General features: G+C 41.0%; 10 protein-coding genes. 3 read left to right on the forward strand and 7 right to left on the reverse strand.

Going from position 1 to position 12,204, the window contains the following annotated elements; all coding sequences use genetic code 11:
- The first annotated feature begins 3 nt into the window (after window positions 1-3).
- On the forward strand, window positions 4-1,656 hold the full coding sequence (locus tag M3O96_RS10975; protein WP_249720625.1) for a Na/Pi cotransporter family protein: 1,653 nt from the start codon (window positions 4-6) through the stop codon (window positions 1,654-1,656).
- Between the two features lie 73 nt (window positions 1,657-1,729).
- Here M3O96_RS10975 and M3O96_RS10980 read toward each other — a convergent pair whose 3' ends face one another.
- A complete protein-coding gene (locus M3O96_RS10980; RefSeq protein WP_249720627.1) occupies window positions 1,730-2,557 on the reverse strand; it encodes a universal stress protein in 828 nt (275 codons plus the stop codon).
- Between the two features lie 144 nt (window positions 2,558-2,701).
- On the opposite strand from M3O96_RS10980, the gene M3O96_RS10985 reads away from it, so the two are divergent.
- Window positions 2,702-3,466 (forward strand): SDR family NAD(P)-dependent oxidoreductase, encoded by a 765-nt coding sequence (locus tag M3O96_RS10985; RefSeq protein ID WP_249720628.1) that lies wholly within the window; start codon window positions 2,702-2,704, stop codon window positions 3,464-3,466.
- A gap of 115 nt (window positions 3,467-3,581) precedes the next feature.
- Window positions 3,582-4,235 carry a Crp/Fnr family transcriptional regulator gene (locus M3O96_RS10990; protein WP_249720631.1) on the forward strand — a complete coding sequence of 218 codons (654 nt, stop codon included), beginning with the start codon at window positions 3,582-3,584 and terminating at the stop codon, window positions 4,233-4,235.
- Window positions 4,236-4,280: 45 nt separating this feature from the next.
- Here M3O96_RS10990 and M3O96_RS10995 read toward each other — a convergent pair whose 3' ends face one another.
- From M3O96_RS10995 to M3O96_RS11020, 6 genes are all read right to left on the reverse strand, one after another.
- On the reverse strand, window positions 4,281-4,898 hold the full coding sequence (locus tag M3O96_RS10995) for a carbonic anhydrase (protein ID WP_249720632.1): 618 nt from the start codon (window positions 4,896-4,898) through the stop codon (window positions 4,281-4,283).
- On the reverse strand, window positions 4,898-6,649 hold the full coding sequence (locus M3O96_RS11000) for a SulP family inorganic anion transporter (RefSeq protein WP_249720634.1): 1,752 nt from the start codon (window positions 6,647-6,649) through the stop codon (window positions 4,898-4,900). The genes M3O96_RS10995 and M3O96_RS11000 overlap by 1 nt, the downstream gene beginning before the upstream one ends.
- Before the next feature lie 167 nt (window positions 6,650-6,816).
- The gene (locus M3O96_RS11005) at window positions 6,817-9,798 is read right to left on the reverse strand and encodes a TonB-dependent receptor (RefSeq protein WP_249720636.1); all 2,982 of its coding nucleotides are present in this window, start codon (window positions 9,796-9,798) and stop codon (window positions 6,817-6,819) included.
- A 280-nt stretch (window positions 9,799-10,078) separates the two neighbouring features.
- Window positions 10,079-10,423: a gliding motility protein GldC gene (gldC, locus tag M3O96_RS11010; protein WP_249720637.1), complete on the reverse strand. Its 345-nt coding sequence runs from the start codon at window positions 10,421-10,423 to the stop codon at window positions 10,079-10,081.
- A 134-nt stretch (window positions 10,424-10,557) separates the two neighbouring features.
- The gene (locus tag M3O96_RS11015) at window positions 10,558-11,217 is read right to left on the reverse strand and encodes a 3-oxoacid CoA-transferase subunit B (RefSeq protein ID WP_249720639.1); all 660 of its coding nucleotides are present in this window, start codon (window positions 11,215-11,217) and stop codon (window positions 10,558-10,560) included.
- A gap of 285 nt (window positions 11,218-11,502) precedes the next feature.
- The gene (locus M3O96_RS11020) at window positions 11,503-12,201 is read right to left on the reverse strand and encodes a CoA transferase subunit A (protein ID WP_249720641.1); all 699 of its coding nucleotides are present in this window, start codon (window positions 12,199-12,201) and stop codon (window positions 11,503-11,505) included.
- Window positions 12,202-12,204 lie beyond the last annotated feature (3 nt).

A 12,204-nucleotide genomic window follows, 5' to 3' on the forward strand; every position in this document is an offset into this window, starting at 1 on the left:
GTTATGGATCAAATTGACTTTGATTTTTGGAAATTTTTTGCAGGCATTGGGATATTCCTTTGGGGGATATTTCACCTTGAGAATGCCATCAAAGAAATCGGAGGAACTTCATTCAGGCAGCTGATGCACCGGTTTACCGATTCACCGTGGAAAGGGATTTTGATTGGTACCTTGGTGACGGCGATCGTACAGAGCAGTTCCCTAGTGACATTGATGACTTTGGCATTTTTGGGGGCAGGAGTACTGAATCTTAAAAATGCTTTAGGAGTGGTGTTGGGTGCCAACTTAGGAACTACAGCTACTGCTTGGATCGTGGCAACCTTGGGTTTCAAATTCAGCGTAGAGGCATTTTCTCTTCCTTTTTTGGGGATTGGGATTTTTCTGTTTCTCATTTTTTCGAATAGACCTTACCTTAAAAATCTTGGTGCTTTTGCAATAGGTTTTGGGTTACTTTTTTTGGGATTGGATTTCATGAAAACCTCCATTGAAGCCATTGCAGCAGGGATTGATATGGAAAAATTCCAAGGCTATGGATCCTGGTTATACCTGATCATAGGAATGGTACTTACAGCACTGATCCAATCAAGTTCAGCTTCTATCGTCATTGTTTTGAGTACGATGAATGCGGGCATTATCGGTTTGACTGAAGGTGCAGCCATGGTCATAGGAGCCAATATTGGCACTACGTTTACCATAGGGATAGGATCTTTGGGAGGAACTGCAGATAAAAAGAGGCTGGCGTTTGCCCATTTTTTATTCAATGTTGTCTCAGGAATATTAGTGTTTTTCTTCTTGGATTGGATATTGATGATCACCATGAAATGGTTTTCCATCAGTGATGCCTTGATGGAGTTGGTGTTTTTTAACACTTTCCTCAATGCGGTTGGGATTATTATGTTTTATCCTTTTATGAACCAATTAGACGGATTTCTCAAAAAGCTCTTTGTAAAAGATGAGCCTCAGGGAATATCCAAGTACATCAAAAACGTCAGTCCAAAAGTCCCTTCTGTAGCTTTGGAGGCTCTGGAAAAAGAAATTTTGTTGGCTTATGAGAGTACGGTCAATTTCATCGTCAATGTGTTGGAAAATGGGGAATTGAAAGGAAACACCATGTCCATTTGGCGAAAAATTCTCTACCAACCCGTGGATCTGCTTGAAGAATATGGAATGATCAAAAAACTTGAGGATGAAATTACCAAATACCACATTCTTCTTCAGGAAGAATTTCTGAGTGAAAAAGAAGCTCAAAAATTGACATCACTGATGTTGGCAATGAGGACATTGGTTTTTGCCGCTAAGGACATCAAGGATGTCATGCACAACATCAGGGATATGGAAGATGAAGAAGATAGGGTCGTGGTGGATCTCCACGGCAAGATCAAGACTTATGTTGTTTCTTTTCTTGAAAAAATGGACGCATATATTAAACTAGAGGTAGTTCCTAAGGATGAACCAATGTGGATCTTTGAAAATTCAAAGCAATACAAAAACTGGATTTCCGAATTGTATGCTGACCTCAAATTACAAGAACTTGAGTTTCCTGTTTCGACGCTCAACAACGTTATCAAACAGGTGATTAGTGGACTTGATAATCTGGGAAGTTCGGTCATTCATTGGAAACATCAGAAAAAAGAGGTCATCGACGTCATGCCCTGAACCTAAAGCAACAAGCCTTTGAAATGTTTTTTCAAAGGCTTGAGGAGCAAGGGTAAATTTGTTGTCAGTTAAGTTATTCTATCTTGACACTCAATACTGCTATTTCTGACTTGTAAAGGACCGTATCAGTCACGCCGACCTGATAGGTCGCCATCCCTTTTCTATTTCCGGATGCGATACCGATAAAACCAATTTTCCTTTTTTTGGCAAATTCAACAATCCCGTTTTCAGGTTCTGCATGACAATAGACATGTTTGTGAATCACAAGGTCTTCAAATCCTTTTGCATAGGCATCCATTCTGGATTCGGCAATATCAGAATTCACAAAATGTGTTGGGGTATTTACAAAGAGGAAGTGGACGGAGGTTTGGAAATCCTTCAAAACCGCTTTCATTTTGGTAAAAGCTGGTCTGGAATCTTCATTGAACATGGAAGCAAAGACCATTTTCCTAAGGTCATTTCCACTCAATGGTTTTTTGACAGCCATCACCGGACAGTCTGCATTTCTCAAAACATGCTGGAGGGTGGACCCGACAAATTTACCGTCTATGTGACCTGCGCCGTAAGCACCGATTACAATCAGATCAGCTTTATGTTTTTTGGATAAGTCTAAAATAACTTGCTGGGGAACACCAATCCCCACTACAGGTTCGACGGGAACAGCATGAAGTTTGTGTTCCAAGATGAATGACTTCAATTTATCTTTGGCCTCTGCTTCCATATCCTGTACATCACTGTTTTTGGCTTTTTGTTCATTGGAGAGGTGATTCCAGTCCAATAACGTGCTGACAACATTGACACAAGTAATGCTGCTATCAGCCTTTTGTGCGATTTTCAAAGCACTCAAAAAGGCAAAATCAGAGTAAGAGGAAAAGTCGATAGGAACGATTATTCTTTTCATGGTTATTGGATTTTGGTTGCTAATAGGATAAAGGTGGGTATTTATTAGAAAAAATTCTATGATCAAAATCATGTCTAAGTCTGATAATATTCTTATTTAAGAAACTGTCAATGAGGTATTTTTGGTAAACAAATCCAAAAAATCATGAAAGCTTTAGAAAATAAATCTATCATAATTACAGGCGGTGCCGGCGGAATAGGTAAAGCAACAGCCCGGATGTTTCTGGATGAGGGAGGTAAGGACGTGTTGCTAGTGGACATCAACCAAAAGAATTTGGATGAGGCAAAAAGTGAATTAAATAATCCAGGGGTTCATTGCTTTGTTGCTGATATCAGCAAAGCTGATGCAGTGAAAGCATACACCGACAAGGCAGTTGAATTGTTTGGAAAACTTGATGTAGTATTTTTAAATGCAGGGTATGAAGGTGTGGTCAAACCGCTGACCGAATATCCGGAAGATATTTTTGATAAAGTTTTGGATATCAATGTCAAAGGTATTTGGCTTGGGTTGAAGTATGCATTCCCCTACATGCAAAAATCCGGAGGCTCAATAATTATCACTTGCTCCGTGGCTGGCCTCACAGGAATAGCGAATATGGTGGCGTATATCACCAGCAAGCATGCGATTATCGGTACCATGAGAGTAGCAGCCTTGGAAGGTGCTCCATATCAGATTCGGGTCAATACTGTCCATCCGGGACCTGTAGACAATAGGATGATGCGGTCTTTGGAAGAGGGCTTTGCACCGGGCGCGGGAGGGGAAGTCAAAAAAGGCTTTGAAAGTCAGATTCCATTGGGAAGATATGCGACCAATGAAGACATTGCTTCCACTGTCACTTTTCTTGCATCAGACAAAAGCAAATATATCACAGGTGCAATGCATGTAGTAGATGGCGGATTTGCAATTTAGTTTCATAGGGTTAATAAGGTTAAAAAAGGCTGAAGTTGAATTTCAGCCTTTTTTTTTGTGATAGTTGTCACTAAATTGCTCCAGTGACAAAAACATTCTTGTTTAAATAATGACTATGGAGTTAGAAGATTTAAAACAAAAGTTACCCAATATAACAGATCCTGCACTTTTACGGGCACTTTTGGAAAATGGGAAAGAACTGGTTTTTCAGCCGGGAAAAGTAATTACCGAACCGGGTCAGTTTGTGAAAATGGTACCTATTGTATTGGAAGGATCCATCAAAATCATGAGGATGGATGAGGACGGTAAAGAGTTGTTTTTGTATTACCTGGAACCCGGTGAAACTTGTGCCTTGTCATTGACTTGCTGTACATCTTCCCGTCCAAGTGAAATAAAGGCGGTTACCGAAGAGCGAACGGTGATTTTGGCTGTTCCTGTTGAAAAACACGAAGAATGGTCAGATCATTACAAACAATGGAAGGATTTTGTGGCTATGACTTACCAGTCAAGATTTCATGAAATGTTGGTGGCATTGGATGCTGTCGCTTTCAAAAGAATGGATGAGAGGTTGATGCGGTATATACTGACCAAAATGAAGCAACACAAATCCAATGAATTAAAAACGACCCATCACGAAATCGCCACTGAATTGGGAACATCAAGGGAAGTGATCTCAAGATTATTGAAACAACTCGAAAAGAAAAAATGGATCGAGCTCGGGAGGAATATTATTTATGTCAGGGACGATTTTGAAGAATTGATCAGCTGAAAAAAAATAGAAAATAAAAAACCGGGATTTCCCGGTTTTTTTATTTTAAGTGACGTTTGGAATGATATTGTATTTCTTTTTGAGGTCGAGGACAAATCCTGTATTGAAATCAAACACCCAAGCATACAGATTCAATTTGAATCCTGATTCCATCGCCTGTCTGTAAATTGAAGTCTGTTTGATATTTTCTATTTGTTCCAATACGTTCAATTCGACAAGCCTGTTGAGTCTTTGATTTTCATCTTCGATGCTGTTCAGTTCTCGTTTGTGGTGTCTGATCACGTCTTTGATATTTGCCAGCCAATTGTCGATCAATCCATTTGTATTGTTTTCATAAGCTGCTTTGACTCCTCCGCAGCCATAATGGCCATAGACAATAATGTCCTTGACCCCAAGATTTTCGACTGCATATTGCATCACAGAAAGGAAATTGAGGTCAGTATGAGATACTACATTTGCGATGTTGCGATGGATAAAAAGCTCCCCAAGCTCAGATCCCAACACCATAGATGGCGATACCCTGCTGTCCGAGCAGCCAAGCAATAACGCTTTTGGCTGCTGTCCTTGCTTCAAATCGTCAAAATATCCCTTGTTTTGTGACAATACAGAACGCACCCAGTTTTGGTTATTCTCGAGGTAGTGATTGATATCAGAGGTGCACATTACTTTGGATTGGTTTGGGTGGCATAGGAAGAATACTTTTCAAGCGTTTCTTCTGTAATGGAATGGTCAAAAGCAGAAAGGGCAGTATTGTCATCCAAGAATATATGGTCCGAACCGACACTTTCTAATAAAGCCCATCTGTTCAATACATCCCTTACTGGACCTTTGATACTAGTCATAGAAATGTCCATACCTGATTTTCTCCAAGTATTGATCCACTCATTAAGTTCATGCGCACCCGTACTATCGATATTGCTGACGCTTTCCATATTGAAAACAAGCATTTTCACTTTCTTCCCTTTCTCTAAAATCCAAAGGTCCAACTTGTCTTTGATAAATTCCACATTGGCAAAATATATAGGCCCGTCAATCCTGACCATCAACAAATCGTCTCTCACTTCAAGATTTTGAAATCTGGTAATATTTCTGAAGGTATTTGTTCCCGGAACTCTTCCCAATTGTGCAATATGTGGCCGTGAGGCCCGATAGATGACGACTAATAAGGATAAAACCATTCCCGAAATGATACCTGTTTCAATTCCTAAGGTCAGGGTAATGACAAATGTGGCTACCAACATGGCAAAATCAGATTTATCCTTGTGCCATAAATGAACCGGTTCTTTGAAATCTATCAATCCGGAAACAGCCACCAAAACAACAGCAGCAAGGATGGCACTCGGAAGATTGTAGAACAGTCCGGTGAAAAACAATAGCGTCAGTATGATCAAAATAGCACTGAAAATAGAGGCCATAGTTGTTTTTGCCCCTGCATCATTATTGACGGCAGTTCTTGAGAATCCTCCTGTGACAGGATATCCTTGGAAAAAAGCGGCTCCAAAGTTAGCCATGCCCAAGGCAGTCAATTCCTGATTGGCATTCAACCTATAGTTTTTATGTTTGGCCTGAATGGTTTTTGCTACAGCAAAACTTTCTGCAAATCCCACCAGCGAAATGGTCAAAGCTATGGGTAGCAAAGTTTTCCAAGTCGATAAATCAAAAGAAGGAGAGGACAATGAAGGTAATCCACTTGGGACATCTCCGACTATTCTAACACCTTGACTTGTCAAATCAAATCCGGATACCAATGCGATACCGACCATCACAGCAATTAATGGAGCAGGAAAGCCTTTATGTATTTTCTTTCCGAATTTGATGATAATGATACCGACCACGCCGATACCAAATGTAATCCAATGGATATCTCCGATATTTTGAAATATGGCCACTATCATTTCTTGGATATGTTCTGAGTTTGGAAGGTTGATCCTAAATAAGTGCTTGATCTGACTCAATCCAATGATGATGGCTGCAGCCGAGGTAAACCCGCTGATGACAGGGTGGGAGAGGAAGTTGACCACAAAACCTAACTTGAATAAGCCCATTCCAAACTGGATCAGTCCAACTAAGAAGGCCAATGAAATGGCGTAAAGCAGGTATTGCTCAGGTGAGGAGGCGTTCAAAGTAGCGATTCCGGCTGCTGTCAGCAAGGATACCATCGCAACAGGACCGACAGCCAATTGCCTGGACGTTCCGAAAATAGCATATAAAATCAAGGGAACAGTGACTGCATAAAGGCCATGGATGGGTTCCAATCCTGCGAGCATGGCATAGGCCATTCCTTGTGGGATCAACATAATACCCACCGTCAGGCCTGCCGAAAGGTCACCCTGAAGGTCCGTTTTTTGGTACTTGGGTAACCATTCCAAGATAGGGGCGTACCCTTTTAAACTTTGGAAGAAATTATTTTTCATAGCTGAAATTCTATTCTCAAGTTAACAAAAATCAAGGATATGTATTTTTTGCCTTGAAATCATTCCCAAAATTCATAAATAAAGGCCTTGCAATTTGTGATGATTGTTACCCAATAAAAAAAGCCATCCTTTTGGGATGGCTCTCTATGATGGATATTGATGATTATTTAATTCAAGAATTCATCAAATGTGATGGAAACAAAATACATGGATCCGACTGTCGGGTTACCCCAAGCCTGACGGTAACCGCTGTTGAATAAGTTGGTACCACCCACTTTGATGATAGATTTGATAGACTTCACTTTGTAGCTTACCTGCGCATCGAAGATGCTGAAAGCAGGCATCACAGAAAGTCCTTGGGTAGAAACGTTGTTTCCTACAAAAGAAGATTGCCAGACAAACTGATCCTGCCATCTCCAAGAAACCGCGAAACCAATGTTTTTGAAGACTTCTCTGTTTGCAAAATTAAATACAGTCCTGTATTCCGGCGTGTTGAATGCAGGTTGGAAGCCATCCAATTCATTGATGTTGTCCAACTTGTTAAAGGAGACGTTACCACCAATGGTGTAGCCTTTAGGCAACTGGTAATCCAAACCTAAAGCCCAACCATAAGATTTGATGATTTCTTTCCTGTTGACAGGCATGGAAAAGATATTTCTTCCACCTGGCCCTACACCTATAAGGTTAAGGCCTGTGATGGCATTTGGACCGGCTTCACCTGCAACAGAAGCATCTTGAAGTAAGACTTGACCTCCAATAAAATTCTCAAATCTGTTGTAGTAATAATATCCGTCTATCAACAACTTGTTTTTGATCAAAGATTTATATCCAAATTCATAAGACTTTACTATTTCAGGTTTGAAATCTGTTAATTCATAAGGTATTAATTTATCTAAGTTGGCTTCCGAAGCAACTACAGGTACAAGTTGAGGAGTTAATGCAGCAATTGCGGCAGGTGCTTGAGCAGGTGGAATTAAACCGGCTTGAACTTGTTGTGTCACAATTGCAGTGGCTTGGGCTATTGCTGTAGCTAAAACGGTAGGATTTACGGTAGGTCTAAGAAGACTCGAGACACCCGCTCCAAATTGAGAAACAGTTTGTGAAGTATATACAGGATTGTTGTTAAAATTATACCTCTCTCTGAACAAAGGCAATCCCCCGATCAATCTTGCCTGTGGGGTAAGCAAATCAATGAATTGATCTTGGGTAGTTGGTAATCTGAAGCCAGTCTGATAAGAAGCCCTGAAGTTGTGTTGTCCTGCGGTGTATACTGCCGATACCCTTGGAGACCACTGGCCTTCAAAATTCTCATTTTTGTCATAACGGACAGATGCCGTAAGTTTCAACTTGTCATTAATCAATCTCTTGGAACCCTGAGCGTATCCTCCATATTCTTGGATGGTAAATTCATTGCCATCATCATCTGTTGCAAAAAGGGTTTTTTCAGAATTTAACTGATAAGTTCTGAAATTGGCTCCAACAATGAAATCAGCGAATTTGATGTCCTTGAAGCTGTAGGAACCTTCATAGTGATAGAGGTTTGTTTTATCGACAAATTTTGCCCCTACACCATTTGGCCCCCCTGGAATAGGTCTTGAGGTAACATCTGCCAAAGCTTGATTGAATTGAGCGGAACCCGGAAGATACCTTCCTTGATCAGCAAAGGCCCTTGCTATGGAATGAGCAGCGCTGGCATTAGCACCACTTCCGACAGCTTGTGCATATGCACCTGCATACTGTGGGAACCAAGAACCCGGGATGTTTGCCGGATTAAAACTTGGTTTCCAAGCCTCATTGATACCTTGGGCTGCAATGCCCACTGCATAAGCATCACCTGATCTTTCCTGTGTGGTATATGCCCTAACAAACCAGTTAGACCCTCTTAATTCCGCTTTGTATTGGCTCAACATAAAATTAGCAATGGAATACCTGTCGGCACCGGTATACACCGTAGTTCCACTTCCCACATTGCCTTGAAGAATTGCTTCGACTTTATCTGTGATTCTCCAATGTAATGCAGCATTCAATTTCAAAGACTTTGTATTATAATCTGCCACATCTCTTTCTTCATATCCGGTTCTAGAAACAAAAGTTCCCAAAGGGATTACACTTGGGGCAAATCGACTAATGTCTATTGCAGTTTCGTCACCATATATGTTGACACCGTTGAATCCTGGGTTATTTGTTCTTGTTCCGCCTTCTATAGTAGAACCATTCAAAAGTGATTGGTCTCTAAAGTCATTTGCCTGCCAATCGTCAGCATTCAGGTAACTGACATTGACTTTGATCGCTACCCTGTCACTGAGAGAAGTGGCATACCTTGCGGCAAAGTCATAGAAACCTGTGCTTGCTGTACTTCTGTTATTTTCACTCATTATTCCACCTTTCATCTGGACAGAAAGTCCTTGGTATTGGAAGGGATTTTTACTGTTTAGGAGCAAAATCCCGTTAATTGCATTTGGCCCATAAAGAGCGGATGCTGCTCCGGGAAGTAATTCCAGACTTTCAAGATCCAATTCAGAAATACCTGCAATGTTACCAACAGAGAAGTTCAAGCCTGGGGCTTGGTTGTCCATGCCATCCACCATCTGAACGGTTCTGACGTTTCCGTTTGCATTGAAACCTCTTGTGTTAAAGGATTTGAAAGTGAGTGATTGTGTACTCATTTCTACGCCTTTGAGGTTATTTAACCCATCATAGAAACTGGCTTGTGGGGCTTCTCTGATAGAAATGATATCCATCCTCTCTACTGTTACAGGAGATGTAAGCACACTTTCTTCCACCCTTGAAGCAGACACGACAATTTCCTGACCCAAGATAGAGGCTTCTGATAAGCTGACTTGAAGGTTTGTGACATTGTCCTGTGTGATTTCAACTTCTTTGCTTGAAAAACCGACCATCGAAAAAATCAAAGTGAGTGGTGGCGCTTGGTTAACCCTTAATGTGAAATTACCACTCAGGTCTGAAATGGTCCCGACTACTTTTCCTTTTACCACAATGTTGACACCAACAAGGGTTTCCTTAGTTCCTTCTTCGATCACTTTTCCTGAAATTGTTGTCGTCTGTGCGAAAACATCAGTCGTGCTGAAGGAAACAATCATTAGCAGCAATACTAAAACTTGCCAGCTGTATTTTGTAGATTTTTGCATAGGGTAATTTGGGTTTGTTGTTTGAATGATTGTAAGCTGAATTAATTGAATGAAATTTAGATTAAAATACCAATTATCAATATAATTCCCCGAAAAAAATTTAAATTAAAAATCAATTGATTTTCTAAAAACATGAGAAAATGGGTTTCTCAAGACCAAAAATTGCAAAAAGAATAATAAGGATTAGTAAAAATTAATTTCCGTTCAGGGTTTTCCTGCAATGACATTTTCAGCAAAAGGTTAAAAAAAAGCAAAACCCTGCGGAATGGCAGGGCTTAGGTCATTTTAAAGTCTTCTTATTCTCTTCGTTGACATGGGTCACTAACCTGTCGCAAAGGGTTTTGATTTCTTCTGACATGTATTCATCGCCGGTGCTGTTTAGAATAGCCTGTCCCATACCGCCGAGGATATCGATGTAGAATCTTTTCATTTCGACCACTGACATGTCTTCAGTCCAAAGGTCAATCCGAAGGGTACTTTGGTTCAAGTTGTCCCAGACATTCAAACTGATACTTTTTGTGGCTTCGAAACCATCCTCTTCTTTGTCGGAAGCATCCCATAGGATAGTTTTTGGAAGATTTTTTTCGTCAAGATTTATAGAAAATTTTATTTCTGAATTTTTCATGGTGGTTTGATAATTTCAAAGCAAAACTAGCAAAGGCCTTTGCAAGTTCCTGTTCAGTTATTTTAATTTTGTTTTTTCCTTATTATGGAGTCCTTTCTCCTTGCATCTGACATCGGTCATCCGACATCATTTTCTCAATCAAATACCATCTCGGGGATTTCTCCTTCTACCAAAAGTCTTCCTTCAGTTTTGCTGACGATTTCTTCCACAGATACTCCCGGTGCTCTTTCCAGCAACTTGAATCCTCCTTCAGGAAGTACGTCCAAAACAGCCAAATCCGTCACGATTTTTTTGACACATTTGATCCCTGTGATGGGCAGACTGCATTCTTTCAATAATTTGGACTGTCCGTCTTTGCTGCAATGCTGCATGGCGACGATGATATTTTCGGCAGAAGCTACCAAATCCATTGCTCCGCCCATTCCCTTGACCATTTTCCCGGGGATTTTCCAATTTGAAATATCTCCGTTTTCAGAGACTTCCATCGCACCCAGGATAGTCAAATGGACATGACCGCCTCGGATCATGGCAAAGGAATCAGCAGAATTGAACAAGGCTGAACCCTTTACCATCGTAATGGTTTGTTTGCCGGCATTGATCAAGTCAGGATCTATTTTGTCTTCGGTAGGAAAAGGACCAATGCCCAGCAATCCGTTTTCAGACTGAAGTACGACTTCCAAATTTTCAGAGATATAATTGGCAACCAAGGTAGGAATACCGATTCCAAGGTTGATGTATTGTCCGTTTTTGACTTCTCGGGCTATTCTTTTGGCTATTTGGGTTTTGTCTAGCATGGGAATTTTAATTGGTTGTAATGGTTGGAGTTGTTGTAATTGTTGTAGTTGTTGTAATTGTTATAGTGGTTGTAGTTGTTGTCTGCTTCGCGTTATCTGGTTGTCAAGTTTACAGTCCTGACTGCCTGCTGCGACTGCCTACTGAAAACTGTCTACTGAAAACTGCGACTGCCTACTGAAAACTGCTCCCTGAAAACTGCCACTGCGACTGCCTTCTGAAAACTGCCCACTGCGACTATTTTTCTCATTTCTCGTTTCTCGCTTCTCGTCTCTCGTCTCTAAGTTCTACCCTTTACTCACCGTTCTCTGCTCAATTCTCTTTTCGTAATCCACGCCTTGGAAAATCCTTTGGACATAAATCCCAGGAGTATGGATATGGTTGGGATCGAGTGTGCCGGCAGGAACCAATTCTTCCACTTCGGCGATGGTGATTATTCCAGCTGTTGCCATCATGGGGTTGAAGTTTCTGGCTGTTCCTTTGAAAATCAGATTCCCGGCAGTATCTCCTTTCCAGGCTTTCACAAAAGCAAAATCTGCTCTCAGGCCTTTTTCCATCAGGTACATTTTACCCTCAAATTCCCTCATCTCTTTTCCCTCTGCTACTTCTGTTCCTGCACCTGCAGGAGTAAAAAAAGCGGGAATTCCTGCGCCGCCAGCTCGGATCCTTTCTGCAAGTGTTCCCTGTGGGATCAGGTCCACTTCCAGTTCTCCGCTCAATAGCTGCCTTTCAAACTCTGCATTTTCACCGACATAGCTTGAAATCATCTTTTTGACCATACGCTTTTTGAGCATCAGTCCGATTCCAAAATCATCCACACCGGCATTGTTTGAAACACAGGTCAGACCTGTCAGGTCTTTTTGTAATAAAGCTTGAATGCAGTTTTCGGGGATTCCGCAGAGGCCAAAGCCTCCAAACATCAGTACTGAATCAGAGACAACGTCCTTGACGGCTTCTGCAGCATTGGTAACGGTTTTTGTGATCATACA

Origin of the sequence: Aquiflexum sp. TKW24L, from assembly GCF_023502205.1 — a bacterium.
Lineage (GTDB): Bacteria > Bacteroidota > Bacteroidia > Cytophagales > Cyclobacteriaceae > Cognataquiflexum.

What these genes read in the sequence shown, in the direction of transcription:
- M3O96_RS11020 (WP_249720641.1), bottom strand. Translation starts at nt 12,201, where the DNA reads ATGATCACAAAAACCGTTACCAATGCTGCAGAAGCCGTCAAGGACGTT.
- M3O96_RS10975 (WP_249720625.1), top strand. Translation starts at nt 4, where the DNA reads ATGGATCAAATTGACTTTGATTTTTGGAAATTTTTTGCAGGCATTGGG.
- M3O96_RS11000 (WP_249720634.1), bottom strand. Translation starts at nt 6,649, where the DNA reads ATGAAAAATAATTTCTTCCAAAGTTTAAAAGGGTACGCCCCTATCTTG.
- M3O96_RS10990 (WP_249720631.1), top strand. Translation starts at nt 3,582, where the DNA reads ATGGAGTTAGAAGATTTAAAACAAAAGTTACCCAATATAACAGATCCT.
- gldC (WP_249720637.1), bottom strand. Translation starts at nt 10,423, where the DNA reads ATGAAAAATTCAGAAATAAAATTTTCTATAAATCTTGACGAAAAAAAT.
- M3O96_RS10985 (WP_249720628.1), top strand. Translation starts at nt 2,702, where the DNA reads ATGAAAGCTTTAGAAAATAAATCTATCATAATTACAGGCGGTGCCGGC.
- M3O96_RS11005 (WP_249720636.1), bottom strand. Translation starts at nt 9,798, where the DNA reads ATGCAAAAATCTACAAAATACAGCTGGCAAGTTTTAGTATTGCTGCTA.
- M3O96_RS10980 (WP_249720627.1), bottom strand. Translation starts at nt 2,557, where the DNA reads ATGAAAAGAATAATCGTTCCTATCGACTTTTCCTCTTACTCTGATTTT.
- M3O96_RS10995 (WP_249720632.1), bottom strand. Translation starts at nt 4,898, where the DNA reads ATGTGCACCTCTGATATCAATCACTACCTCGAGAATAACCAAAACTGG.
- M3O96_RS11015 (WP_249720639.1), bottom strand. Translation starts at nt 11,217, where the DNA reads ATGCTAGACAAAACCCAAATAGCCAAAAGAATAGCCCGAGAAGTCAAA.